Raw genomic sequence first — 24,348 nt, 5'->3', positions numbered from 1 at the left:
GAACAGCAGAGCATTATCGAAACGGAGGACGAGCGGATGACGGCATCCTGGAGATTTTCGACCCTGGCGGATCGCCATCGCGCGCTCGGTTCGAAGCTCGAAGACTGGAGCGGCATGGGAACCGCCTGGACCTACGACAAGGACGCCGACGAGGAGTACATCGCCATCCGCACGAAGGCTGGTCTGATGGATGTCTCCGGCCTCAAGAAAGTCCATATCACCGGGCCGCATGCCTCACACCTGATCGACCTGGCGACGACGCGCGATGTCGAAAAGATCTATCCCGGCAAGTCTGCCTATGCCTGCATGCTGAACGAGGCGGGGAAATTCACCGATGATTGCATCCTCTACCGCACCGGCCCCAATGCATGGATGGTCGTGCATGGTTCGGGCACCGGCCATGAGGAGTTGCAGCGTGCTTCGGTAGGACGCGACGTGTCGCTGCGCTTCGACGACAATCTGCACGATCTGTCGCTGCAGGGTCCGACAGCGGTCGACTATCTGGCCAAGCACGTGCCGGGTATTCGCGACCTCAACTATTTCCATCACATGCAGACGCAACTGTTCGGCTTGCCCGTCATGATCTCGCGCACCGGCTATACCGGCGAGCGCGGCTACGAGATCTTCTGCCGCGGCCAGGATGCCGGCACGATCTGGGACAGGATCCTCGACGAGGGCAAGAGCGCCGGCATCATTCCGTGCCGCTTCACCACGCTCGACATGCTGCGCGTCGAAAGTTATCTGCTCTTTTATCCCTACGACAACTCCCAAAAGTATCCGTTTGAGAATGAAGGCCCAGGCGACACGCTGTGGGAACTCGGCCTCGACTTCACCGTCAGCCCTGGCAAGACCGGCTTTCGCGGTGCCGAGGAGCACTATCGTCTGAAGGGCAAGGAGCGCTTCAAGATCTATGGCGTCTTGCTCGACGGTAAGGAGCCGGCCGATGAAGGCGCGCCGGTCTATCGCGACGGCAAAAAGGTCGGCGTGGTGACCTGCGCCATGTATTCGCCGCTGGTCGAGAAATCGATGGGCATCGCCCGGCTCGACGTCGACTGCGCGGTCAAGGACACCAAGCTCGAAATCCGCAACAAGAGCGGTGCCATCAAGGCCACGGCGCAGCCACTGCCATTCGACGATCCCAAGAAGACCAAGCGCACGGCGAAAGGTTGAGGCATAGTCAACGGCGAGGGGTTCGAGGCACGAAGACTTAAATGGCAGCCAAAAGCATCATCAGCCGGCCGGTTTACGGAACCTTGTCTCCGCAGCCCGGCAAGCATCATCTTTTCATCGCGGATGCGGAAGGGGCGCTGGCAATAGCGGAGATGGCCGGGAGGGCGCCGCCCGGGTTTTTCGACGACGCCGAAATCGTCTTCATTCCCGGACCTGACGGCAAACACGTCGCCGCCCTCGAAGCGCTGAAGCCGGCGCAGTTTCATCAGGCGCCGTCCTTCGCCAGCCTGCTGCCGCGGCTCAAGCAGACGTTGGCTAACGCGCATATGGGCTTGCGCCTCTATCTCTCGGGCACCGAAGGCCTGATCGGCCAGGCGATGCAGGTGGCGCTGGAAGCCGGCATCGACCACACCTCGATCCAGACCGAGCATCGCGGCTCGCTGGCGCGGCGCATGCAATGCGTCCACTGCAAGGGCATCACCGAAAATGTCACGACGCAGCCGGCAACCTGCGCGCATTGCGGCCTGCTGCTTCTGGTGCGCGATCACTATTCCAGGCGCATCGCCGCCTTCCAGGGCGTCTGCATCAATGCGGAAGATCGCAGCGAAATTCCTCCTATGGAGGAGATTTTCCGATGAGCACCGGCACCACCAAGCTCGATGTCGTTGTCAGCGATGTCGTCCCGGTCAACGACCTCGTGACCCGCTTCCATTTTCGCCGGCGCGACGGGCAGCTTTTGCCGACTTTTTCCGGTGGCGCCCATGTCGTGGTCGAGATGCGCGACGGCGAACGCACCAGGCTCAATCCCTATTCGCTGATGGGCTCGCCGCTCGATACGCGCGAATACACGATCTCGGTACGCCGCGACGATGTCGGCCGTGGCGGCTCGCTGTTCATGCACCGGAGCGTCAAGCCCGGCATGGAGATGGTGGTCAGCTATCCGGTCAACCTGTTCTCGCTTGATCTGCGCGCCAAAAAGCATCTGATGCTGGCCGGCGGCATCGGCATCACGCCGTTCATGGCGCAGACCGCGCAGCTGGCGGCGGAAGGCGGAAATTTCGAACTGCACTACACCTGCCGCACCGCTGCACTCGGCACCTATGCGGACGTGCTGCGCGAGCGCTACAACAGGCGGGTCAGGCTCTATCATGATGACCTCGACGAGCGCATCGAACTCGACCGGTTGCTGTCGACGCAGCCGCTCGGCACGCATCTCTATGTCTGCGGCCCGGCCGGCATGATCAACTGGGTGCGAGATCGCGCGGCAAGCCTTGGCTGGCCGGCGGAAACCGTGCATTTCGAGCATTTCGCGGCACCCCAGCCTGGGCTGCCGTTCGACGTGACGCTTGCCGTCAGCGGCAAGGCGATCCGCGTCGATGAACAGCAGAGTCTCCTGGAGGCGATCGAGGCGGCCGGCGTCGATCCACCTTACCTCTGCCGCGGCGGCGTCTGCGGCCAGTGCGAAACCAACGTCATTTCTTGCGACGGCAAGTTCATCCACAACGACCACTGGCTGAGCGAGGAAGAGCACCGTTCGGGCAAGAAGATCATGCCGTGCGTGTCGCGCTTCGAAGGCCGGTCGCTGGTCCTGGAACGGTAGGAGAAGATCATGGGCATCACCTTTCGCAAGGAAACGTTCCGCGACGACTTCACCTTCAAGAACAGCCCGGAGCAAATCAGGCGCTTCCCGTTCCCGTTCCACGAAGACGCCTACATGTATGCGGTCAACATCGAGCCGCATGTCGTCGGGCCCAGGGGCAGCGTCTTGGAAAATCTGATCGACGTCGACGAGCACTATGTCGCCGAGATGCAGGACCGCGCGCTGGTGCTGGCCGAGGATCCGCTGCGCTGCCAGTCGCTGCCGCACATGACGCTGGCCGGCTGGGATCTGCTCGAGCTTTTGATGGAGCAGCAGGCGCTGGGCTATCCCGAGCATTTCACGCTGACGCGCGACGGCGATCGCTGGCGCTGGATCAACCGGCCGCTCGGCATCGACGACACCTTCACCTTCGGCGACACCTCGACGCTGCCTTACGGCCCGATGGAATACATCACCCGCCAGAGCCAGGGCGATTTCTGCATCCTCGACCAGCGCGACGGCAATCTGTGGATGGACGCCGGCATGGTCACGACCCAGGCCGACTGGTCGCTCGATTTCGACATCGGCATGAACTTCTTCGAATGGCACGCGCCGGTGCCGCTGGCGCATGAGAAGGGGATTTTTGTCAGGGCGCTGAAGTTCCTCACCAACATCCAGCAAGGCAAGCCGGCCCGGCGCCTGAACTGGACGATGACCGTCAACCCGCGCCTCGACACCAGCCCGGAGAATTACCACAAATGGGGTCCGGACCGGGCGACGGTGACGCCGGAGAATGTCGGCGACAAGGTGCATCTGCGTGTCGAGCTGCAGAGTTTCTGGCGCCTGCCGCGCTCGAACGGCATCGTCTTTCCGATCCGCTGCTACCTGATCAAGATGGATGAACTGGTGACGCAGCCGAAATGGGCACGGCGCCTGCACCGCGTCATCCGCGACCTGCCCGACGAACTCGCCAACTACAAGGGCTTGACCCGCTATCGTCCGGCGTTGGTCGAGTGGCTGTCGAAGCTGGATGATGGGAGTGCGACAAGTTCGGGCTTTGGGCCGGATTAGAGCCTGCTGGGAGAGAAAGAAAGGAGCCCGGCGGGACGGTTTCGCTCCTTCCTCTACCCCGTCGATCGGGGGAGAGGTGTCGAGCGAAGCTCGACGGAGTGGGGGTCGACCTGATTCGGCGGTTGTGAGTTCACGCCCAGGCGATGCTTCCGATTGTTCAGCTGCCTGCCGAGATTTCAGGCCGGCTCGGTCGTGCCACTTGTCGGCGGCTTCGCGTTTGAGGACCGCCTTCCCCCACTCCGTCGCTGCTTCGCAGCGCCACCTCTCCCCCCTCCGAAGGGAGAGGAAGAGAGTTTTGCGGGACAGCTAACCTCACCCCGCGCTCTGCGGATAGCAGATGATCGACAAGTACCGCATCGGCAGTTTCGTGAGCTGTTCCGGCCCGTGCGGCGCGTCGGCGTCGAAGAACAGGCTGTCGCCGGGCTTCATCGGGTAAAGGTTGCTGCCGTGCCGGTAAACCACCTCGCCTTCCAGCATGTAGAGGAACTCCATGCCCTCGTGCTGGAAGGTGGGAAACACGTCGGAATCTTCGGTCAGCGTGATCAGATAGGGCTCGACGACCACACCGCTGGTGTTCGAGCCGATATGGCCGAGCAGATTGTATTGGTGGCCGGCGCGGGTGCCGCGGCGCTCGACATCGAGGCCTTGGCCGGCCTTGACGAAGACGGCGCTGCGCTCTTCCTCGAAGCGGCGGAAAAAGGCGGTGACAGGAACGCCGAGCGCCCGCGACAGTGCCTGCAAGGTGGTCAGCGACGGCGAGGTGATGCCGTTCTCAATCTTCGACAGCATGCCCAGAGAAATGTCGGTGGCGACCGCCAGATCGGCGACGGTGATACCGAGTTTCTTGCGGAACGCCCGCACCTCGCGGCCGATCGCCACCTCCAGCACTTTTTCGCGCGTGTCGCGAATGGCATGCGGGTTCTGCGTCAGCGGCGCGCGGATGGTCTTGCCGTCGGCCGAAACCTTTGGCAGCGGCTTGGCCGTGGCACCGGCGAGACCAGCCTTGGGATCGGAAACCTTCTTCGCCATGTCGCCCCCGGCACTCCTGGGATTTATTTCACTCTAGGTGAACATGGTGCCGATACAGGAGCGCAACTGCGACGGCAAGTCGCGTGAACGCGCATGCGGATGATAATGATGTTTGGCAGCGTCCGATTTTTCGCGGGAAATCCACATCGGCGGAACCTTGTTTCAGCATCGGGCTGTTGACAGCACGAAAGGGCCAATTACTGTCCTGTGAGTGAAATTTGTTTCGTAAGAGCAATTCAGATCGGGAGGCCTGCCATGAAAAGTCGCGTTGCCGTCATCGGAGCCGGCCCGTCCGGCCTGGCACAGCTCAGGGCCTTCAAGTCGGCGGCCGACAAGGGCGCTGACATTCCCGAGATCGTCTGCTTCGAAAAGCAGTCGGACTGGGGCGGCCTGTGGAATTACACCTGGCGCACCGGCCTCGACGAGCATGGCGACCCGGTGCACGGCTCGATGTACCGCTACCTCTGGTCGAACGGACCGAAGGAATGCCTGGAATTCGCCGACTACACTTTTGAGGAGCATTTTGGCCGGCCGATCGGCTCCTATCCGCCGCGCGCCGTGCTGTGGGATTACATCAAGGGACGCGTCGAAAAATCAGGCTTGCGCAAATGGGTGCGCTTCAACAGCCCGGTGCGCATGGTAACCTTCTCAGAGGCGACGAAGAAGTTCACAGTCACCGCGCATGACCGCACCAACGACGTCACCTACTCGGAAGAGTTCGACAATGTCGTCGTCGCTTCCGGGCATTTCTCGGTGCCCAACGTGCCCTATTTCGAGGGCTTCTCCACCTTCAACGGCCGCATCCTGCACAGCCACGATTTCCGCGACGCGATGGAATTCAAGGGCAAGGATATCCTGATCATCGGCCGCTCCTATTCGGCCGAGGACATCGGTTCGCAATGTTACAAATACGGCGCCAAGTCGATCACCTCCAGCTACCGCTCGAAGCCGATGGGCTTCAAATGGCCGGAGAACTGGAAAGAGGTGCCGCTCTTACAGAAGGTCGTCGGCAAGACCGCGCATTTCAAGGATGGCACCACCAGGGATGTCGACGCCATCATCCTGTGCACCGGCTATCTGCATTCCTTCCCGTTCCTCACCGAGGAACTGAAGCTCAAGACCGCCAACCGTATGTGGCCGGACGGGCTCTATGAGGGCGTCGTCTGGGAGAAGAACCCGAAACTGTCCTTCATCGGCATGCAGGACCAGTTCTACACCTTCAATATGTTCGACGCGCAGGCCTGGTTCGCCCGCGACGTCATCATGGGCCGCATCAAGCTGCCGTCCGCCGAGGCGATGGCCGAGCACGGCGCAAAGTGGCGCGCACGTGAGGAGACGCTGGAAGACGCCGAGCAGATGATCTGGTTCCAGGGCGACTACACCAAGGAATTGATGGACCAGACCGACTATCCGGGCTTCGACGTCGAGGCGGTCAACCAGACCTTCATGGAATGGGAGCACCACAAGGCGGAGAACATCATGGGCTTCCGCGACCACGCCTACCGCTCGCTGATGACCGGCACCATGGCGCCGCTGCACCATACGCCGTGGCTGCAGGCGCTGGACGATTCGATGGAGAGCTATCTCGAGATGAAGGGCGTCGCGGCGGAGTAGGGCGGCGCCTGCTATCCCAGCCTCGCCCTGGCCTTCGCCGTCCAGGCGCCGAACAGTCGGTCGGCGACGATGCCGATGAAAGCGATTGCCAAGCCCGCGACGATGCCGCGGCCGGAATCGGCCTTGGACAGCGCGATGAACACTTCCTGGCCGAGATCGCGCGTGCCGACCATGGCGCAAATGATGATCATCGCCAGCGCCATCAGGATCGTCTGGTTGACGCCGAGCATGATCTCCGGCAGCGCCAGCGGCAACTGCACGCGAAAGAATGTCTGGCGCGGCGTGCAGCCCGACACCTTTGCCGCCTCGATCAGCGCCGGCGGCACCTGCCTGATGCCGTGATTGGTGTAGCGGATCGCCGGCACCACGGCGAAGGCTACCGTTGCGATCATCGCGGTGACGTCGCCGACCCTGAACAGCATCACCACCGGGATGATGAAGCAAAAGGATGGCAGCACCTGCAGCGTGTCGATGATGGGCGTGACGATCTTCTCGAAGCGGTCGCTGCGCGAGGCCATAAGCCCGATGGGGATGCCGATCAGGCAGGCAATTAAGGCAGAGATGCCGCAGAGATAGACCGTCGCCATGGTCTTTTCCCACAGGCCGGTGATGGCGCAGAAGGCGGTCAGTGCGGCTACCAACGCGGCCAGACGCAGGCCGGAGAGCTGATAGCCGGCGAGGCCGAGCAGGAACACCGCGCCCAGCCAGGGAAACCCTTCGCAAAAGGCACGCAGCGGGTTCAGCAAGTTAAGGATCAGCGCCACGCGGAACGCTTCGATCGTGTCGAAGAAATTGATCGTCACCCAGTTCACCGCTGCTTTCCACAGCGGCGCGGTGGTGAAGGTGATCGCCTTCGGCACCGCCGCGAAGGCCGGCACGAACAGGCCGAGCAGCGTTGTCACGATGAGGATGGCGATGGCCAGCATCAGATTGGGATAGCGCTGCCAGAGGCTCGGGCTCATCTCCTGATGGGCATGGCCTTTGGCCTGCTTGTGCGCGATGGCCTGGCTCAGCCGGTCGAGCGCAATGGCCAGTGCCACGATGGCAAGGCCGGCTTCCATCGCCTCGCCGACCTTCAGGGCGCGCAGTGCCAGAAGCACGTCATAACCGAGTCCACCGGCGCCGATCATCGAGGCGATGATCACCATGTTCAGCGCCAGCATGATGACCTGGTTGACGCCGACCATCAGTGTCGGCCGCGCCGACGGCAGCAGCACTCGCCACAGTTTCTGCCGCGCCGTGCAGCCGGCCATTTCGCTGAAATCGTCGATCTCCGACGGCACCCGCGACAGGCCCAGCATCGTCGCCCGCACCATCGGCGGCGTGGCGAAGATGGCGGTCGCAATCATCGCCGACACCGGGCTGTTGCCGAACAGCAGCAGCATCGGGATCAGGTAGGCGAAGGTCGGGATCGTCTGCATCAGGTCAAGGGCAGGGGAGACGATGAGCCTTTCCGCCCATGGCTTGCGCCACGCCCAGATGCCGGCGAACAGGCCGGTGACGATGCAGAACGGCACCGCGATGGAAATCAGCGCCAGCGTCAGCATGGCGCTGGTCCATTGGCCGAACAGGGCGATGTAGAGGAAGCAGCCGCCGACCAGCAGGCTGAGTTTTCTGCCGCCAACGGCATGACCGGCGAGGAAGGCGGCGGCGCAGACGCCGACCCAGGACAGGCGCGGCAGGACATAGGCGTCAGCGCCGTGGCCGACCTTGAAATTCTTGGCCAGCAGATTGAGCGCGAAATCGAGGGGAACGCCGAGCACCGCGGTGATCGAGCGCGTTAACCAGGACAGGTTCGACTTGATCCAGCGCATCAGCGCGCTGACCCAATCGGCGACCGGCACAACGGCGCTTGCCGGATAGTTGACGGCCCAGGGCAGGCGGTCCTGCAGCAGGAGCACGACAAGCACGGCGGCAAGCGCGAACACCCAGACCAGCAGCCAGACCTGAATCGGCCGTGGCCTTGCCTCGCTGGCGCTTGCTGTCACCATCATGCGCCGGCCCTCGAGCGATCGATGCCGGCCAGCAAATCGATCACCGCTTGCGGCGTCACCTCGCCGATCGGCTTGCCGGTGCCGTTGACCACCGCGAACGGCTTGTTGGCGGCAACGATGCTGGCGGAAAAGCTCGATATCTTGGCATCCGGCGCCACCGTGCCGCCATGCTCCGAGCCGTCGCAGGCGCGCATCAGGCTGCGTGCCGAGATCACCTTGGCGCGGTCGACGTCGCGGGTGAACTCGGCGACATAGTCGGTCGCCGGATTGACCACCAGCTCCTCCGGCGTGCCGATCTGGATGACCTCGCCATCCTTCATGATGGCGATGCGGTCGGCCAATCGGATCGCCTCGTCGAAATCATGGGTGATGAAGACGATGGTCTTGTGCAACATGGTCTGCAGCCGCATCAGCTCATCCTGCATTTCGCGGCGGATCAGCGGGTCGAGCGCCGAGAACGGCTCGTCGAGGAACCAGATTTCCGGTTTGGTCGCCAGGCTGCGGGCGATGCCGACACGCTGCTGCTGGCCGCCGGACAGCTCGCGCGGATAGAAATGCTCGCGGCCACGCAGGCCGACAAGTTCGATGACCTCGCGCGCCCGCGCTTCGCGTGTCGCCCGGTCCTGACCCTGGATGCCGAGCGGGAAGGCGATGTTCTCCAGCACGTTGAGATGCGGCAGCAGGGCAAAGTTCTGGAACACCATGCCCATGCGGTGCCGCCGCAATTCGATGAGTGCTGCATCGGAGATTTTCAGGAGGTCATTGCCTTCGAATTCGACCTTGCCATGGGTCGGCTCGACCAGCCGCGACATGCAGCGCACCAGCGTCGACTTGCCGGAGCCAGAGAGCCCCATGATGATGAAGATCTCGCCCTGGCGGATTTCGAGGTCGACGGCGCGCACCGCGCCGACCAGCCCGGCGGCAGTGATTTCGGCCATGCTGGCCTTGCCGTCGCGCTCTCGGATGAAATTGGCCGCATTCGATCCGAACAGCTTCCAGACATTGCGGCAGGCAAGCTTTATCGGGCGGGCATCTTTTGGCGTGCCCGCCCCAATGGACCCCTGTTCAGTCTTGTCCGTCATTCAAACGTCCTTCTGGAACATCAACAAGTGAGGCCCGGCTGATCAGGCAGCCGGGTCTCATTTTTCCAGTTGGAACGATCACTGCGCCCAGGCTTTCCAGTCTGCCTCATGGGCAGCGATCCAGGCGGCCGCGACATCTTCCGGCGTCTTGCCGCCGAGATCGATCTCGCCGCTCATCTTGTTGAGTTCGTCGGTGTCGACCGTGTAGGCCTTAGCCACCTTGTAGGCGACCGGCCATTTGTCCTTCATGCCGGACCAGGAGTACTTCCAGATCTCGCCATGCGGCTTGCCGCAGTCATATTTGGCGTCGGGATTGGTACCCCATTTCGGGTCATTGTAGCACTCGGGCGTGTATTCGGGGAACTCGACCCATTCGCCCTTGTACTTGGCCGGCGCCCAATGCGGCGAATAGATCCACAGCATGATCGGCGCCTTGCGCTGGTAGGCCGAATCGAGCTCCGCGAACATCGCTGCGTCGGTGCCGGCATGGATGACGGTGAAGGGCAGTTTCAGCGCCTCGACGCGCTCGTCGTCAAAACCTTCCCATGTCACCGGGCCGCCGAGATAGCGTCCTTTCGGCGCGGTCTCCGCCGTCGAGAAGGCTTCCGCGCATTTCGGATCCTTCAGCGCTTCCCAATTGGGCAAGCCGGGGCACTTCTCCTTCATGTATTCGGGAAACCACCATTCTTCCTTGGCCTTGGGGCCGAGCTTGCCCAGCCGTTCGGTCTGGCCGGTCGCATCGGAGGCCTTCATGGCCTCGCCGGCGGTCGTGTCCCAGAATTCCATGCCGACATCGAGATCGCCATTGGTGAGGCCTGTGGTCAGGCTGGAAAGGTAGTCGGCGGTCGGATACTCGACTGTGTAGCCGAGCTTTTCCAGGATGCCGCCGAGGATCTTGGCGTTCAGGTTGACGCTGGTCCAGTCGAACAGCGCGATCTTGATCGGGTCGTTGGATTCCGGCGCGGCTGCGTAAGCCGGTGATGTAAGCGCACTTGCGGCGGCAAGCGCGAAGGCTCCCATTGTTAAGTTCGAAATCACACTGCGAAGTGACATGCTTGTTCTCCTTCAAGCTGTGAAAATTATCGTTCGTTCCCTTCTTGCGGCTTTTCTTGATTGTGTTGGAAAGGCTGGTCTTTGCGCAAGGCCGTCGGCGCCAAATTGTTGCCCCGGCTTTGGCCAGCGCAGGCAAGATGGTGCTCAATTCTGGTGATGATGGGACAGGATTGGAGTGTCGGCGTCATGGCTGCCGACGGATCGCTGCGGGAGCGGTCATCTGCGGATCGATTGCCAGTCCTGCGGCGCCCTGCAAGGTGCGAGCCATCAAGGTCCTATGATCTCGGCTACCCGCCTGGTAAGCCCCATCTCGCCAAGGCCGTTTCATAGGATGAAATTATATATACCAAGGTTCATGTCGCGCAACGACTAACGCTTCGCGAGACGTACAAATTCAGACTGCAGGCGAAGCTGAGCTCTTACCAGCAGACGTAGCCGCCATCGACAATCAGGTCGAGGCCGGTGACGAAGCTCGCTGCGCGGCTGGCGAGGAACACCGTCGGCCCGACCATTTCCTCCGGCGCCGCCATGCGCCCCATCGGCGTGTCGCGCTTGAAGATCTTCACTTCTTCCGCCACCTCCGGCCGCTTGTTCATCGGCGTCAGCGTGTAGCCCGGACTGACGACATTGACGCGCAGGCCGCGATCGGCCCACTCCATGGCGAAGCTCTTCGACATGTGGATGACGGCGGCCTTCGAAGAGTTGTAGTGCGCCTGCGTCAGGCCGCGGTTGACGATGGTGCCCGACATCGAGGCGATGTTGATGATCGAGCCCTTGCCTCGCACCAACATCTTGCGCGCTTCGGCCTGACAGGACAGGAACACGCCGGCGACATTGACGTCGTGAACCTTCTGCCATGTCTCCAGCGGCATCGTCTCGGCGGGTTCGGAGCCGGCGATGCCGGCATTGTTGACGGCGACGGTGAGCGCACCGAGTTCGCTCTCAACGCGATCGATCGCAGCCGCGAGATCGCTCTGCGATGTCACTGTACCGGTCAGCACCAGCGCTTTGCGGCCGAGTGCCGCGATTCGGTGCGCGGTCTCGTCCAGCCCACCCTTCGATGTATGGCCGAAACAGGCGACGTCGGCACCTGCCTCGGCGAGCCCGATCGCGATTGCCTGGCCGATGCCGCTACCGGCGCCGGTGACCAGCGCGACATCGCCATCCAGCTTGAAAAGATCCATCGAGTGCCCTCCCTGCCTCGGAGAGGGTATGGCTGAGCCGTGTTTCGATCAAGCGCCCGCGCGCAGGCGGCGTCGATGCTCAGAAATAACCGCTCGACGCGGCCGTGGCTTCCTTCGGGATTTCGACGCCGTCGACCAGGATCTTGTCGACCAGTTCGTGGTGGAAGCAGACCAGCCCCTTGATGCGCTCTGCCTCGTGCACCGGTTCCGGATAATACCAGACGAGGTTCTCGTGACGTTTGGCCTTCGTCGTCACGTGATAATAGCTGGAGATCCCCTTGTAAGGACAGCGCGAGATGTAGCGGCTGGGCGCGAACATATCGAGCCGCGTGTCGGCGATCGGCAGATAGTGGCGCACCGGATGGCCGGTCTCGAACAGGAACACGCCGCGGCGTGAATCGGCGACCTGTTCGCCGTCGAGGATGACCTGCACGCGCCGCGACGACGGCAGGCAGTCGACCCGGCGGAACGGATCGCGCGCGTGGACGAAGATCTCCTCGTCCTCCTCGAACCAGTGGCCCATCTTGCTCCAGGTGAACGACATGTAGTCCGATATCGGCGGACAGCCCTTCACCGGATCGAGATAGCGCCAGGCCGCGTCCTCGACCAGCGTGATGCCGGTGTTGAGCGAGTAGTGGGTGGCTGTGCCCTTGAATGGGTCCTCCGTCGTCGTCTTGCTCGGCAGCAGGAATTCCTCGCGAACGTCGCCGATCGGGAAATAGTAGACCGGCAGGTGATCGGATTCGTAGAACACCAAGGCATTGGTCGTATCGGCCACGGTCATCGACCCCACCTGCACACGCAGTCGCTTCTGCGTGGGCATGGTGAAGGCGACATAGCCCGGCTCGAATTCGTACTGCACGATGTTGTCGAGCAGCGGAAAATGCGGCCCGCGGCCGCGCAGATGGGGCTTGCGAATGGTAGTCTCCCGTTTCTTTTCTTTCGTGATCGGGCGTTGTCGCACGATCAGCTCAATGATACGCGATCAAGCAGCAGCCCGGCGGCGATCGGCGGCAAGCCGCTGACATTCTTGCGCACCGGCACCAGCAGATCGGGGAAATAGCTGAAAATCACCGGCGTCTCGTCGAGCAACAGTTTCTGAATGTCGGAGGCGGCACTGCGTTGCGCGCCGACGTCGAGCGCCTTGAGATAGCTGGCGACCATACCGTCATAGGCCGGGCTCTTGAAATGCGCCGCATTCCACGGGCCGTCGCTGACCAGTGGGCTTTTCAAGAAGACGTTGGGCACGCTGCGATGCGCGTAGTCTGTGATGCCGAGCGGGCTGTCCAGCCAGTCCGACTGGCCGAACACCGCCTTGCCGTAATATTTGTCCTGGTCCTCGATGTTGAGCGAGATGCGCGCGCCGATCTCCTTGGCGAAGTTCTGGAACAGCTGCGCATAGCCGGGAATGTCGGAATAGCGCAGCGTGGTCAGCGTGATGTCGAAGCCGCTGGCGAGGCCCGCCGCTTCGAGCAACTGTTTGGCCTTGGCGATGTCCTGGACGCGCTGCGGCACCGTCTTGTCGGTCGCTGGGAAGGCCGGCGCAAACGGGCTGTCATTCCCGGTCGCCGCCATGCCGCGGCACAAGCCGTCGACCAGCTTGGAGCGGTCGATGCACAGCGCCAGCGCCTGGCGCACGCGCTTGTCGGTGAACGGGCCGGTGTCGCAGCGCATGTGAAGCTGGCGGTGCGCGGTCGAAGCGACGCGCAGCACGGTGATATCGGGGCTGTTCAGCACCACCTGGCTGACATCGAGCGGGACGGCATCGAGGATGTCGACCTCGCCGGCCTGCAGCGCCAGGATGCGCGGCTGCACGTCGCCGTAGAATTTGAACTCGAGCCGGTCGGGCAATGCCTTCTCGCCCCAATAGTCGGGGTTGCGGATAAAGGTCGCGCCAACCTTCGGCGTGTAGGTCTCCAGCCGGAACGGCCCGGTGCCTTCGAAAGTCTTTTCGTAATCGCCTTTGTAGCTCGCCGGCAGGATGACAGCGTTGTAATTGTCGATCGACACCGAATAAGGAAAGCTGCCATTTGGTGCATCGAGATGGAAGGCGACGGTGTGATCGTCGACCTTCTGCGTGCCACCCTTCGACAGCAGCCCCTTAAACACCGACAGCGCGTTCGAGGCGCCGTTGGGATCGGCCAGTCGGTCGAAGGTTGCGACGACATCGTCCGCCCTGAAGTCCTCGCCATTGTGGAATTTCACGCCCTTGCGCAGCTTGAAGGTCCATACGCTGCCATCCTCGTTCGGCGCCCAGCTTTCCGCCAGCACCGGCTTCAAGGTGAGGTCCGGCTGCGTGACGCAGAGAAATTCGGCGGTCTGGAAAACCAGCTGGTAGCTGCCGCTGTCATAGTATGTGACGGGATCGATGGCGCCGCCCGGCGTCGCCACGCCGGCGCGCACCGTGCCGCCCGGCTTGCCCTCGGCGCGCGTCTGCTGGGTGCCGAAGCCAGCTGCCGCGACAAGGCTGCCCAGGAACGGCAGGGAGAGGCCAAGCGCGCTGCCATGGCGCAGGAAATCGCGGCGGCCCATCCTGCCGGCCAGCAATTCGTCGACAGCGGAATTTTCGATTGCGGTGAGCGTTCTGCGAGCGTTGTCGATCATCCGGAAATGCTTGGGCATGGCTGGATTCCTCGCTGGTCTTGGGGCTCGGCCATCTAGTTCATTGTTGACTGCCGCCGGAAAGCGATATTTTTTGATAGGGGCCATCGAAATTTTCGATGCAAGAGGTGGGCATGGACACTGAAAATCTGCGCAGCTTTCTCGAAGTCGCCACGCATGGCAGCTTCACCGTCGCGGCCGGCCGGCTCAACCTCGCCCAGTCCACCGTCAGTGCGCGGATCAGGGGGCTGGAGGAGCAGTTGGGCCGCCGGCTTTTCGTGCGCGACCGCGATGGCGTCACGCTGACGCCGGCCGGCCGGCAGTTCCTGCCGCATGCCTCGTCGATCACCCGCACCTGGGAGCAATCGAGACAGGACATTGCCGTTCCCGATGGCTACGAGACCTTGCTGCGGCTGACCGCGCCTGCCTATCTCTGGGACCGCATCACCTCGCCATGGGTCGAGTGGATGCGCGCCAGGCGGCCGAACGTGGCGCTGCGGCTCGAAGGCAGCTTTCCGGACTCGGCGATCGACCAGCTGGCGGAAGGCCTGCTCGATATCTGCATCCTCTATCTGCCGCGGCCGCATCCCGGCATCGTCTACGAAACGCTGGCTGTCGATCAGGTCGTGCTTGTCCAGCATGCTGCGCAGACGAAGCCGTGGACCGAAAACTACATCCTGATGGACTGGGGACTGGAATTCCGCATCGAGCACGACCGCGCCTTTGCCGGCATGGTCAAGCCGGCCATATCGGCCGGGCTGGTCTTCATCGGCCTCCAGCATGTCCTGTCGCAGCAAGCCGCCGCCTATCTGCCGCTCAGCGCCGTCAGCGGCCATATCGAGCGCGGCGAAATGCGGCGCATCGACAACGCCCCGGTGTTCCAGCGGCCGATCTACCTCGCCTATCCCTCGAATCCCGTGTCTTCGGATGTTCTGGATGTCGCGCTCACAGGTCTGCGCACGCTGGCCAGGGACTGGGCCGAAGGGCAGGGCTTTTCAGAAGGTGACCGTGCTGTCAGCATGGCCGGTCAGATTTGACAGGCCCGGCCACGCGAGCGAGAGCGCTATGCCGGCTCGGCCACGACCGCTTTCTGCAGCCTCGCCAGTTCAGCGTAGGGAATGTGGCAGCGGATGGAATGGCCGGGCTGGGCCTCGCTGAGCGGCGGCTCCTGCTGCTCGCAGATCGGGCCGATCTTGCGCGGGCAGCGCGTGTGGAACACGCAGCCCGACGGGGGGTTGGTGGCGCTGGGGATTTCACCGTCGAGACGAATACGCGCCGTCTCGGTGTGGTCGAGTTTGGGCACCGCCGACAGCAGCGCTTCGGTGTAGGGATGATGCGGCCCGGAAAAGACGTCTTCGGACGGTCCGAGCTCCATGATGCGGCCGAGATAGAGCACGGCGATCTTGTCGGAGAGGTAACGCACCACGGCCAGATCGTGCGAGATGAAGATGTAGCTGACGTCTTCCTTCGACTGCAGGTCGGCGAGCAAGTTGAGGATCGCCGCCTGCACCGAGACGTCGAGCGCCGAGGTCGGCTCGTCGCACACCACGATGCGCGGATCGCCGGCGAAGGCGCGCGCGATGGCGACGCGCTGCTTCAGGCCGCCGGAGAGCTGGCGCGGCTTGACGGCGAGATGGCGGTCGGTGAGCCGCACCGAGCGGACGAGGTCGTTGAGACGAGCCTCCAGCGCCTTGCCGGAGAGGCCGGCCAATCGCTTCAGCGCGCGGCCGATCAGGTGGCGGATCGAATGCGAGCGGTTGAGTGCGGAGTCCGGATTCTGGAAGACGATCTGCATCGCCTTGATCTGGTCGTCGCTGCGGTTCTCCAGCCTGGGCGCCAGCGCCTTGCCCTCGAGCTCGATGGTGCCGCCGTCGTCGGGCGGCACCAGGCCGAGCAGCAGCCTGGCGAAGGTCGTCTTGCCGCTGCCGGATTCGCCGACCAGCCCGAGCGTCTCGCCGGGCCGCAGGTCGAGCGACACATCCTTGACGGCGCGCAGCGCGTGGCCATGGCTGGCATAGGTCTTGTTCAGCCCCGCGACCCGCAGCACCGGTGCGGCTGTCGCCTTTGGTGCTACCGCTACATCGCTGGGTGTCGTGCGTGGCAGCGCCTGCGCCTTGTCGTGATAGTGGCAGCGTGACAAGCGCCTCCCGCGTTCGTCACTCAGATCATAGAGCGGCGGCAATTCGGTGCGGCAACGGTCGTCGGCGAGCGCGCAGCGGTCGGCGAAGGCGCAGCCCTTGATGTCAGCCCCGATGCCCGGCAAAAAACCCGGAATGGTATCGAGCCGGCCCTGATCCTTGCGTTGGCCGCCGCGCGGCAGGCAGCGCAGCAGGGCGACCGTGTAGGGATGGCGCGGATCGTTGAATACAACCTCCGTCGGCCCTTCCTCGACCAGCATGCCGGCATAGAGCACGCCGACCCGGTCGCACATGTTGGAGACGACGGCGAGATTGTGGCTGATGAACAGGATCGAGGCCGACAGTTCCTGCCGCAGCTGCGCGATCAGGTCGAGCACTTCGGCCTCCACCGTCGCATCGAGGCCGGTGGTCGGCTCGTCAAGGATCAGCATCGAGGGATCGTTGGCCAGCGCCATGGCAATCGCCACGCGTTGCTGCATGCCGCCGGAAAGCTGGTGCGGGTAGCGCTGCATGACGCTGACGGGGTCGGAGATGCGCACGCGGTTCAGCATCGCAATCGCCCGGTCGGTGGCCGCTTGTCCCGAAATGCCGCCGAGTTCAAAAATCTCGGTCAGCTGACGGCCGACGCGGATCGACGGATTCAGCGCCTTGCCCGGGTCCTGATAGACCATGGAGACGCTTTCCGCGCGCGCCCGCCTGAGCGCCTCGGCGTCCAGCTTCATCACATTCTGGCCATCGAGGGAGATGGCGCCCCCGGTGATCGAGCCGTTGCGCGGCAGATAGCGCACGACGGTGAGCGCCACCGTGGATTTGCCGCAGCCGGATTCGCCGACCAGCCCATAGGCCTCGCCCTGGCCGATGGTGAGGCTGAGGTTGCGCAGCACCGCGCGGTTGCGGCCGGCGACGCGGTAGGCGACCGACAGATCGGTGAGTTCGAGTGCGTTTTCGGCCTTGGCGGAGTTAGTCATTGAGCGCTCCGTGAACGCCGTCGGCCGCCAGATTGACGCCGATCACCAGCGAGGCGATGGCGAGCGCATCGAACAGCACCGTCCACCAGAAGCCGCCGCCGATCATGCCGTAATTGTTGGAGATCGACAGCCCCCAGTCGGGGGAGGGCGGCTGGATGCCAAAGCCCATGAAGGAGAGCGTGGCGACGGCGAAAATGGCATACCCGAGCCGCACGGTGGTTTCGACCAGGACCGGCGGGATGACGTTGGGCAGGATCTCGACGAACATCGTATGCAGTGCACTTTCATGCCGAAGCTGTGCGGCGGCGACATAGTCGAGCTCGCGCTCGGCCAGCACCGCCGAGCGCACGGTGCGCGCGATGATCGGCGCGAAGCTCAGGCCGATGACGACGATGACGGTCGTCTTCGAGGTGCCGAGCGCCACGATCGCCAGCAGCGCAACGATGACCACCGGGATCGCCATGAAAGCTTCGAGGATGCGGCTGACGACATCGTCGACGAGGCCGCGAAAATATCCGGTCAACAACCCAAGCGCCGTGCCGGCCACTGTCGCCAGCAAGGTTGCCAGCGGTGCGACGGTCAGGATGTCGCGCGAACCGACGATGACGCGCGAGAAGACGTCGCGGCCGATCTGGTCGGTGCCGAACCAGTGTTCGAAAGAGGGCGGCGCCAGCGCGTTGATGATGTCGTCCGCAAGTGGATCATAAGGTGCGAAATGCTCGCCGAACAGCGCACAGGCAACCCAGAACAGCACGATGGCGAAACCGACAAGGAATGTTCGCGAGCGCAACAGCGAGAAAAAGACCTCCGCCAGCGGGCCGCGCCGGCGCGTGTCGTCTGGTGTCGGAGAGCTGGTTTGGACGGCGCTCATTGATCTGACCCCAGACGGATACGCGGATTGAGCACGGAATAGAGGAAGTCGGCGACAAGGGTGGCCACGGCATAGACGATGCCGATGGTGAGGATGCCCGACTCCAGCATCGGGAAATCCTTGCCGCGCGCGGCGGTGAAGATCAGCGAGCCGATTCCCTGATAGCGAAACAGCGTTTCGATGACGACAAGGCCGCCGATGAGGTAGCCGGTCTGCGTCGCGATGACAGTGATGGTCGGCAGCAGCGCGTTGCGCAGCACATGCCGCCAGATCACCGTGCGCCAGGGCAGGCCCTTCAGCACGGCCGTTCGCGTGTAGTCGGAATCGAGCGCCTCGATCATGCCGGAGCGTGCCATGCGGGCGATGTAGCCGAACAGCACCAGGAACAGCGGCAGCGAGGGCAGGATCAGGTAATAGAGTTGCGTGAAGAAGCCGGCATCGCGCGGCCATGCGGCCGAGATCGGCAGCCAGCGCAGCCACACGCCGAAGATCAGGATCAGGATGATGCCGGTGACGAATTCCGGCAGCACCGTCACCGACAGGCCGCCAAGGCTGATGATGCGATCGAGCGGCCGGTTGAGGTTGAGCGCTGCAACGACGCCGCCGAGGATGCCGATCGGCACCACCAGAACGAAGGCGACCGCCGCCAGCTTCATCGAATTGCCGAGCGCATCGATGACGAAAGGCGCGACCGGTGAGCGGAAGATGTAGGACGTGCCCATGTCGCCCTGGACGAAATTGGAGATCCAGCTCCAATACTGCGCCAGCAGCGGACGATCGACACCGAGCGTGTGATTGAGCGTGTTGACCGCGCGCTGGTCTGCGAACGGACCCAATATTGCGCGCCCGACATTGCCGGGCAGCACCTGGCCGCCCAGGAACACCATGATGCTGAGCAGGAACAGCGTGACGAGCGACAGCGAGACACGCCGGACAAGAAAGGAGAGAATGGCTAGGACTCCTTGTGGAGCCAGCCCCCATGCGGGAGCTGGCTGTTAGAGGATTGGCTTTTCCTTTCCGCTCAGGCCTTCGATGCCTTATCGAGGAACAGCTGCGACATGGCGGTCGGCTGTACGCCGGCCACGCCCTTCGCCGTCGCCGTCAGATAGTCGTAGAAATAGCCGAAGATGACAGGCGTTTCCTCGAGCAGCAGCTTCTGGATCTTGCCGGCGTCGGCCTTCTGCGCCTCGAGGTCAAGGGCCGCGATGTAGCTGGTCGCCAGCGCGTCATAGTCCTTGTTCTTGAAGTGTGCCGCGTTCCAGGTGCCTTCACTCTTCAGCGGTGCCGCGAGATAGACATTCGGCACGCCGCGGTGACCATAGTCGGTGATGCCCATCACCGAATCCAGCCAGTTCGACTTGCCGAACACCGCGTCTCCGTAATAGCCGCTCTGGTCGAGGATGTTGAGGTCGAGTTGGACACCGATCTCCTTGACCCAGTTCTGGATGAGCTGGGCGTATTCAGGGATTTCCAGGTAGCGTTCGGTGGTCAGGGTTATCTTGAAGCCCTGGCCAAGGCCGGCTGCTTCCATGAGCTGCTTGGCCTGGGCGATATCCTGCTTGCGTTGCGGCACGCTCGTATCGGTCGAAGGATAGACGGCGGCGAATGGGCTGTCATTGCCCAGAGCAGAGCGTCCCTTCATGAGGCCGGCGGCCAGCTTGTCGCGATCGAGGCAGAGCGCAATGGCACGGCGCACGCGCGCATCTTTCAACGGACCCTCGTCGCAGCGCATGTGCAGTTGCTGATGGGCCGACGACTTCAGGCTGATGATGTCGACGTTCGGATCGTTGAGCAGAGCGACACCGGCCAGCACCGGCATCTGGTTGATGATGTCGACCTGGCCGCCCTGCAGCGCCAGGATCTGCGGCTGCATGTCGGTGAAGAAGGTGAACTCGGTGCGTTCCGGCAGCGCCTTCGGCCCCCAATAGTCCTCGTTGCGGACGAAGGACGCACCGACCTTTGCCGTGTATTTCTCTATTTTGAACGGCCCGGTGCCGTCGAAGCTCTTCTCGTAGTCGCCCTTGTAGCTCGCCGGGATGATGACGGCGTTGTAGTTGTCGGATGACAGCATGTAGGGGAAGTTGCCGTTCGGCGCATCGAGGTGGAATTCCACCGTGTAGTCGTCGACCTTCTTGGAAGCGCCCTTCTGCAGGATGCCGGTGAACACCGACAGCGCGTTGGACGAGTTTGCCGGGTCGGCGAGGCGGTCGATGCTGGCCACGACGTCGTCGGCCTTCATCTCGCCGCCGCTGTGGAATTTTACGCCCTTGCGCAGCTTGAAGGTCCAAACAGTGCCATTGTCGTTCGGCTTCCAGCTTTCGGCCAAGGCCGGCTGAAGAACGAGGTCAGGGCCGTCGACGCAAAGAAATTCGGCAACCTGCTGCATGACCAGCAGGCCGCCTGCGTCAGCGATGGTGACCGGGTCGATGGTTGCCGCCGGCACGCTGCTGGCGACGCGGATGGTGGCGCCGGGCGCGCCCTGGGCGCGCGCCAGCGACGGCATGCCGCCGAGGCCGGCTGCCATGCCGATACGGCCCAGCAACGGCAGCGACAGGCCAAGCAGGCTGCCGTGGCGGACGAAGTCGCGGCGGCTGACCCTGCCGTCGACAAGGCCGTCGATCAGGTGATTTTCAAGCGGCGAGCGATTGCGCCGGATCAGGTCGAGAATGCTATAGTTCTTGCTCATGGGTTTTTACCCTTTCCCCTGTTTCTTATGGTTGACGAAATTTCGTGGATTGCTCCATTTTCCGGTCGCCAGAGAGGCCTGTCGACCGGAACCTTAGCATGCGGTTTTGTCCGGTCCATCCAGTCGTGGCGTGGACGCGCCGGCTTCCTGGCTGCACGGCTTCCACCGTCTTTGTCCAACCTTCCCGACCGAAGTCGCAGCGGCTGGCTTCTCGTCTCTTGGCCGCTTGTCTTGGCCGCTTGTCGTCATCTAGTTCAGCGGCAAACGGCGATAGGTCCCGGGCTTTGCCGGGTCATGATACTTGTTGCACGGTCCTTTCTCGGTAAAGTCTCTGTGACAGGCAGCGAGGTTTTCGCGCGACAAGGTGACGCCGAGACCGGGACCTTCCGGAACGCGCACGACATTGTTCTTCGGCGAAAACGGCCCTTCCTCGGTGACATCCATGGGCAGCATGCGAAACAGCGACTGGTTCGGCTCCCTGATCCAGCCGAGTGCCGCGCACAGGTGCAGATAGGCGGCACTGCCGATACCGCTGTCGCCGCTGTAGCACCAGAAATCGATGCCGGCGTGCTCGCAGGCGCCGACGAAGCGGAGCATGCGGCCGATGCCGCCATGCGTTGTCGGGTTGCCGACGAAAGCGTCCGGCACCTTGGTTTCCATGGCACGCGCAATGTCGATGTTGTGGGTCGAGAACGGGATCGAGCAATGGCGCCGCAGCTCGCGCATCTCCTCGATGGTCGCCACCGGATCCTCCCAGTTGCGCACGCCCAACTCTTCCAGCGGCCGCGCTAGGCGACGCGCGGTGCTGAGCGAATAGGCCTGGTTGGAATCGATGCGGATCATCACATCGTCGCCGAGCTTGCGACGGATCAGCTCGATCATCCTGAGCGAGATTTTCGGATCCTCGGTCGAGAACTTGCCTTCGAAGAAGGTCGTTCCGTGCGTCTCGTGCAATTCGACGCAATAATCGGCAACTTCTTCCGGCGTCGTCTCGCCCTTCACCTTTGGTCCATCACCGCGCAGCGAAAAATAGTCGGTGAACGGGATGTCCTTGCGCACTGCGCCGCCAAGCAACAGGTAGAGCGGCTGGTTCCACGCCTTGCCGCGCAGGTCCCACAACGCCATCTCGATGGCGCCGAAGGCCATGATGCGGGTGCGGTCGTTGATCGACTGCACGCCGGTCCAATAGGGCAGGCAGACATGCTCGGCGCCGGCGATGTCGAACGCATCGCGGCCGACCAGCCGTGGCGCGAGGACATCGTTGATGATCGCCGCCGCTCCCGGCGTCGGTGCTTCGCCAAGGCCGATCAGCCCATCCTCGGTCTCGACCTCGATAATGGTCGGCGAAAACCCGTCGAGTTCGCCGAACACCCAGGCATAGGGCGCCTCGAGGCGCAGATTGATCGGCGTGGCTTTGATGCTGCGGATTTTCATCTCAGCGGCCGACTTCGAAGAAAGGTTTCCCGAGCAGATCGGGAACGACGTCGATGCCAAGGCCGGGTCCGTCCGGAATGCCCATGCGGCTGCCGGTGACCGGTGGCATGTTCGACGCCGTGCGCACCGTCACCCACTCATGGAAGGCAATCGCATGCAGGCGGCGCTCTTCCGGCGTCGACAACGACAGATGCGCCATGGCCGCGGTGTCGATCTCGGCGCCGCCCGTGTCCTCGACCGTGATCATGAAGCCGAGGTCGACGGCAACGTCGCGGATCTGGCGCGTCTTCGTCACGCCGCCAAGGCGCGAGATCTTCAGGGTCAGCCCGTCGGCCGCGCCCTGGCGGTGGATTTCCAGCATCGCCTCGAGCGAGGTGACGGATTCGTCGAGCACCATCGGCTTGTCGAGCATGCGGCGAACCGACATGTTCTCGTCGATCGTCGTACAGGGCTGCTCGAACGTGTAGTCTATGCTGCGCGTGGCGTCGGCGAACTGGCGCGCCTGGTAGGGCGTCCAGCCGGCATTGGCGTCGCAGAAGATGACCGTGCCTTTCGGCACCGAAGCGGCGACCGCGGTGACGCGTTCGATGTCGTCATGGACATTGCCGCCGACCTTGACCTGTAGCCGGTGGAAGCCGTCCTTGACGATGCGCTTGGCAAGTGCTGCCATGGCGTCGACGCTGCCGTGCGTGACGACCTTGTAGAGTTCGGCCGTCTCGCTCTCCTTGCCGCCCAGCAGCGTTACCAGCGGCACGTCGGCGGCTCGTGCCGCCAGATCCCAGCAGGCCATGTCGAGCGCCGACTTGATGTAGGGATGGCCCTTGAACACCGTATCCATCAGCCGCCCGATGCTTGCCAGCCCGCGCGGATCGTGGCCGATAAGGTGCGGCGCGATTTCGGGCACGCCGGCGCGGGTGCCGGCCGGGAAGGCTGCCGAATAGAAATTGCCGAGCGGCGCCATCTCGCCCCAGCCGGTAAGGCCGCTGTCGGAGGTGATCGACACGATCACCGCGTCGAAAGCGTTGGCCTCGCGCCCCTTCGACATGCGGTATGGCCCGTCCACGAAGGGCTGCACGACATGGTAGGCCTTGATGGTTTCGATCTGCACGTGTCTTGTCCGCTGTCTGTGATGTTGGGAACGGGTCAGGCGCCCCTCGACGGGCGTTGTTCGAGGCCGCACGCGTAGGCAAGCAACTCCTCGAAATCGAGATCGATGTGCTCCCTGGCATGGCGCTGGGCGGCACGCATGTCCTTGCCCTTCAGCAACCGCACATAGGTTTCATGAACGTCTTCGGCCGGAACCGGCTCATTGCGGGCATGTTGGTGGAGCGCAAAATACATCCGCAGCCGGCTGGTCAGCCGCTGCCAGGTTTCCAGCAGCACCGAATTGTCGGCCCATTCGTAGATCAGGCCATGCAGTTGCAGCGCGGTTTCGATTCGGCGTGTCGTGTCCAACGCACGGGTCGCCTGCTTCACGGCTTCGTGGCGCCGGTCGAGCTCGTCGAAGAAGCGCTGGTCGCGCAGCGGCCACGCCCGCTCGATGGCCAGCTCGTCCATCACCTTGTTGAACGAATAGGCATCGTCGATGTCCTTGGCTGTGACCTCGATGACAAAGGTGCCGGCATAGGGAATGCTGGTCAGGATGCCTTCCTGCACCAGCTCGCGCATTGCCTCGCGCAACGGCGCGCGGCTGACCCGCATTTGTTCGGAAATCCGCAGCTCGTTGAGCTTCTGGCCGGGTGCGAGCTGCCCGGTCAGGATCGCGCGCCGCAACAGCGCGACGATCTCGGCGCGTCGCGTCGTGTCCGCAATCGGACTGAAATCCGCTTTCGCCATTCGGCCGCTCCCAGGGAAATCGAAAGCAAGACAAGCAG

The 24,348-nt window shown here is 63.2% G+C and carries 20 protein-coding genes; 6 read left to right on the top strand and 14 right to left on the bottom strand.

Features of this window, described 5'->3' with window-relative positions:
• Positions 1 to 36 precede the first annotated feature (36 nt).
• The 4 genes from EOA13_RS07690 to EOA13_RS07675 are packed head-to-tail and all read left to right on the top strand — an operon-like array spanning position 37 to position 3,820.
• A complete protein-coding gene (locus tag EOA13_RS07690; protein ID WP_023808732.1) occupies positions 37 to 1,170 on the top strand; it encodes an aminomethyltransferase family protein in 1,134 nt (377 codons plus the stop codon).
• Between the two features lie 41 nt (positions 1,171 to 1,211).
• Positions 1,212 to 1,808, top strand: coding sequence for a dimethylamine monooxygenase subunit DmmA family protein (locus EOA13_RS07685; protein ID WP_127291042.1), 597 nt, complete (start codon positions 1,212 to 1,214; stop codon positions 1,806 to 1,808).
• The gene (locus EOA13_RS07680) at positions 1,805 to 2,770 is read left to right on the top strand and encodes a PDR/VanB family oxidoreductase (RefSeq protein ID WP_127291040.1); all 966 of its coding nucleotides are present in this window, start codon (positions 1,805 to 1,807) and stop codon (positions 2,768 to 2,770) included. Before EOA13_RS07685 ends, EOA13_RS07680 begins: the two co-directional genes overlap by 4 nt.
• Positions 2,771 to 2,779: 9 nt before the next feature.
• Positions 2,780 to 3,820: a DUF3445 domain-containing protein gene (locus EOA13_RS07675; RefSeq protein ID WP_127291038.1), complete on the top strand. Its 1,041-nt coding sequence runs from the start codon at positions 2,780 to 2,782 to the stop codon at positions 3,818 to 3,820.
• Positions 3,821 to 4,132: 312 nt separating this feature from the next.
• Here the strand turns inward: EOA13_RS07675 and EOA13_RS07670 are convergent, their stop codons facing one another.
• Complete coding sequence (locus EOA13_RS07670; RefSeq protein ID WP_127270283.1) at positions 4,133 to 4,849, bottom strand: XRE family transcriptional regulator; 717 nt, start codon at positions 4,847 to 4,849, stop codon at positions 4,133 to 4,135.
• A 255-nt stretch (positions 4,850 to 5,104) separates the two neighbouring features.
• On the opposite strand from EOA13_RS07670, the gene EOA13_RS07665 reads away from it, so the two are divergent.
• Entirely contained in the window at positions 5,105 to 6,463 is a 1,359-nt protein-coding gene (locus tag EOA13_RS07665; RefSeq protein WP_127291036.1) for an NAD(P)/FAD-dependent oxidoreductase, read from the top strand.
• 11 nt (positions 6,464 to 6,474) lie between these two features.
• Here EOA13_RS07665 and EOA13_RS07660 read toward each other — a convergent pair whose 3' ends face one another.
• The 6 genes from EOA13_RS07660 to EOA13_RS07635 all read right to left on the bottom strand — a co-directional run bounded on the left by EOA13_RS07660 (position 6,475) and on the right by EOA13_RS07635 (position 14,398).
• Positions 6,475 to 8,457 carry an ABC transporter permease subunit gene (locus EOA13_RS07660; protein WP_127291034.1) on the bottom strand — a complete coding sequence of 661 codons (1,983 nt, stop codon included), beginning with the start codon at positions 8,455 to 8,457 and terminating at the stop codon, positions 6,475 to 6,477.
• On the bottom strand, positions 8,454 to 9,539 hold the full coding sequence (locus tag EOA13_RS07655) for a glycine betaine/L-proline ABC transporter ATP-binding protein (RefSeq protein ID WP_127291032.1): 1,086 nt from the start codon (positions 9,537 to 9,539) through the stop codon (positions 8,454 to 8,456). The genes EOA13_RS07660 and EOA13_RS07655 overlap by 4 nt, the downstream gene beginning before the upstream one ends.
• A gap of 78 nt (positions 9,540 to 9,617) precedes the next feature.
• Positions 9,618 to 10,592, bottom strand: coding sequence for an ABC transporter substrate-binding protein (locus EOA13_RS07650; RefSeq protein ID WP_127291030.1), 975 nt, complete (start codon positions 10,590 to 10,592; stop codon positions 9,618 to 9,620).
• 419 nt (positions 10,593 to 11,011) lie between these two features.
• On the bottom strand, positions 11,012 to 11,776 hold the full coding sequence (locus EOA13_RS07645) for an SDR family oxidoreductase (RefSeq protein WP_127291028.1): 765 nt from the start codon (positions 11,774 to 11,776) through the stop codon (positions 11,012 to 11,014).
• Between the two features lie 79 nt (positions 11,777 to 11,855).
• Positions 11,856 to 12,746 carry a DUF427 domain-containing protein gene (locus EOA13_RS07640; protein ID WP_164780019.1) on the bottom strand — a complete coding sequence of 297 codons (891 nt, stop codon included), beginning with the start codon at positions 12,744 to 12,746 and terminating at the stop codon, positions 11,856 to 11,858.
• Complete coding sequence (locus EOA13_RS07635; RefSeq protein ID WP_127291026.1) at positions 12,743 to 14,398, bottom strand: ABC transporter substrate-binding protein; 1,656 nt, start codon at positions 14,396 to 14,398, stop codon at positions 12,743 to 12,745. The genes EOA13_RS07640 and EOA13_RS07635 overlap by 4 nt, the downstream gene beginning before the upstream one ends.
• 113 nt (positions 14,399 to 14,511) lie before the next feature.
• Between EOA13_RS07635 and EOA13_RS07630 the strand changes: the two genes are divergently transcribed.
• On the top strand, positions 14,512 to 15,414 hold the full coding sequence (locus tag EOA13_RS07630; protein WP_127291024.1) for a LysR family transcriptional regulator: 903 nt from the start codon (positions 14,512 to 14,514) through the stop codon (positions 15,412 to 15,414).
• A gap of 26 nt (positions 15,415 to 15,440) precedes the next feature.
• On the opposite strand, the gene EOA13_RS07625 is transcribed toward EOA13_RS07630, so the two are convergent.
• From EOA13_RS07625 to EOA13_RS07595, 7 genes are all read right to left on the bottom strand, one after another.
• Complete coding sequence (locus EOA13_RS07625; protein WP_127291022.1) at positions 15,441 to 17,483, bottom strand: ABC transporter ATP-binding protein; 2,043 nt, start codon at positions 17,481 to 17,483, stop codon at positions 15,441 to 15,443.
• The gene (locus EOA13_RS07620; RefSeq protein WP_127291020.1) at positions 17,476 to 18,354 is read right to left on the bottom strand and encodes an ABC transporter permease; all 879 of its coding nucleotides are present in this window, start codon (positions 18,352 to 18,354) and stop codon (positions 17,476 to 17,478) included. Before EOA13_RS07620 ends, EOA13_RS07625 begins: the two co-directional genes overlap by 8 nt.
• Entirely contained in the window at positions 18,351 to 19,304 is a 954-nt protein-coding gene (locus EOA13_RS07615; protein WP_127291018.1) for an ABC transporter permease, read from the bottom strand. The genes EOA13_RS07620 and EOA13_RS07615 overlap by 4 nt, the downstream gene beginning before the upstream one ends.
• 71 nt (positions 19,305 to 19,375) lie before the next feature.
• Complete coding sequence (locus EOA13_RS07610; protein ID WP_127291016.1) at positions 19,376 to 21,040, bottom strand: ABC transporter substrate-binding protein; 1,665 nt, start codon at positions 21,038 to 21,040, stop codon at positions 19,376 to 19,378.
• Positions 21,041 to 21,289: 249 nt separating this feature from the next.
• Positions 21,290 to 22,474, bottom strand: coding sequence for a mandelate racemase/muconate lactonizing enzyme family protein (locus tag EOA13_RS07605; RefSeq protein WP_127291014.1), 1,185 nt, complete (start codon positions 22,472 to 22,474; stop codon positions 21,290 to 21,292).
• 1 nt (position 22,475) lies between these two features.
• Complete coding sequence (locus EOA13_RS07600) at positions 22,476 to 23,582, bottom strand: mandelate racemase/muconate lactonizing enzyme family protein (RefSeq protein ID WP_127291012.1); 1,107 nt, start codon at positions 23,580 to 23,582, stop codon at positions 22,476 to 22,478.
• Positions 23,583 to 23,617: 35 nt separating this feature from the next.
• On the bottom strand, positions 23,618 to 24,310 hold the full coding sequence (locus EOA13_RS07595; RefSeq protein WP_127291010.1) for a GntR family transcriptional regulator: 693 nt from the start codon (positions 24,308 to 24,310) through the stop codon (positions 23,618 to 23,620).
• Positions 24,311 to 24,348 lie beyond the last annotated feature (38 nt).

It is taken from the genome of Mesorhizobium sp. M7A.F.Ca.US.011.01.1.1, from assembly GCF_003998295.1.
Classification (GTDB): Bacteria; Pseudomonadota; Alphaproteobacteria; order Rhizobiales; family Rhizobiaceae; genus Mesorhizobium.
Note: the sequence above shows the minus strand (reverse complement) of the source record. Positions and strands in the feature narration are given on the sequence as shown.

Excerpts from the sequence above, each read along its gene's own strand:
- EOA13_RS07650 (WP_127291030.1), bottom strand. The coding sequence starts at position 10,592 with ATGTCACTTCGCAGTGTGATTTCGAACTTAACAATGGGAGCCTTCGCG.
- EOA13_RS07635 (WP_127291026.1), bottom strand. The coding sequence starts at position 14,398 with ATGCCCAAGCATTTCCGGATGATCGACAACGCTCGCAGAACGCTCACC.
- EOA13_RS07665 (WP_127291036.1), top strand. The coding sequence starts at position 5,105 with ATGAAAAGTCGCGTTGCCGTCATCGGAGCCGGCCCGTCCGGCCTGGCA.
- EOA13_RS07660 (WP_127291034.1), bottom strand. The coding sequence starts at position 8,457 with ATGATGGTGACAGCAAGCGCCAGCGAGGCAAGGCCACGGCCGATTCAG.
- EOA13_RS07595 (WP_127291010.1), bottom strand. The coding sequence starts at position 24,310 with ATGGCGAAAGCGGATTTCAGTCCGATTGCGGACACGACGCGACGCGCC.
- EOA13_RS07655 (WP_127291032.1), bottom strand. The coding sequence starts at position 9,539 with ATGACGGACAAGACTGAACAGGGGTCCATTGGGGCGGGCACGCCAAAA.
- EOA13_RS07645 (WP_127291028.1), bottom strand. The coding sequence starts at position 11,776 with ATGGATCTTTTCAAGCTGGATGGCGATGTCGCGCTGGTCACCGGCGCC.
- EOA13_RS07675 (WP_127291038.1), top strand. The coding sequence starts at position 2,780 with ATGGGCATCACCTTTCGCAAGGAAACGTTCCGCGACGACTTCACCTTC.
- EOA13_RS07685 (WP_127291042.1), top strand. The coding sequence starts at position 1,212 with ATGGCAGCCAAAAGCATCATCAGCCGGCCGGTTTACGGAACCTTGTCT.
- EOA13_RS07620 (WP_127291020.1), bottom strand. The coding sequence starts at position 18,354 with ATGAGCGCCGTCCAAACCAGCTCTCCGACACCAGACGACACGCGCCGG.
- EOA13_RS07680 (WP_127291040.1), top strand. The coding sequence starts at position 1,805 with ATGAGCACCGGCACCACCAAGCTCGATGTCGTTGTCAGCGATGTCGTC.
- EOA13_RS07690 (WP_023808732.1), top strand. The coding sequence starts at position 37 with ATGACGGCATCCTGGAGATTTTCGACCCTGGCGGATCGCCATCGCGCG.
- EOA13_RS07605 (WP_127291014.1), bottom strand. The coding sequence starts at position 22,474 with ATGAAAATCCGCAGCATCAAAGCCACGCCGATCAATCTGCGCCTCGAG.
- EOA13_RS07630 (WP_127291024.1), top strand. The coding sequence starts at position 14,512 with ATGGACACTGAAAATCTGCGCAGCTTTCTCGAAGTCGCCACGCATGGC.
- EOA13_RS07610 (WP_127291016.1), bottom strand. The coding sequence starts at position 21,040 with ATGAGCAAGAACTATAGCATTCTCGACCTGATCCGGCGCAATCGCTCG.
- EOA13_RS07670 (WP_127270283.1), bottom strand. The coding sequence starts at position 4,849 with ATGGCGAAGAAGGTTTCCGATCCCAAGGCTGGTCTCGCCGGTGCCACG.
- EOA13_RS07625 (WP_127291022.1), bottom strand. The coding sequence starts at position 17,483 with ATGACTAACTCCGCCAAGGCCGAAAACGCACTCGAACTCACCGATCTG.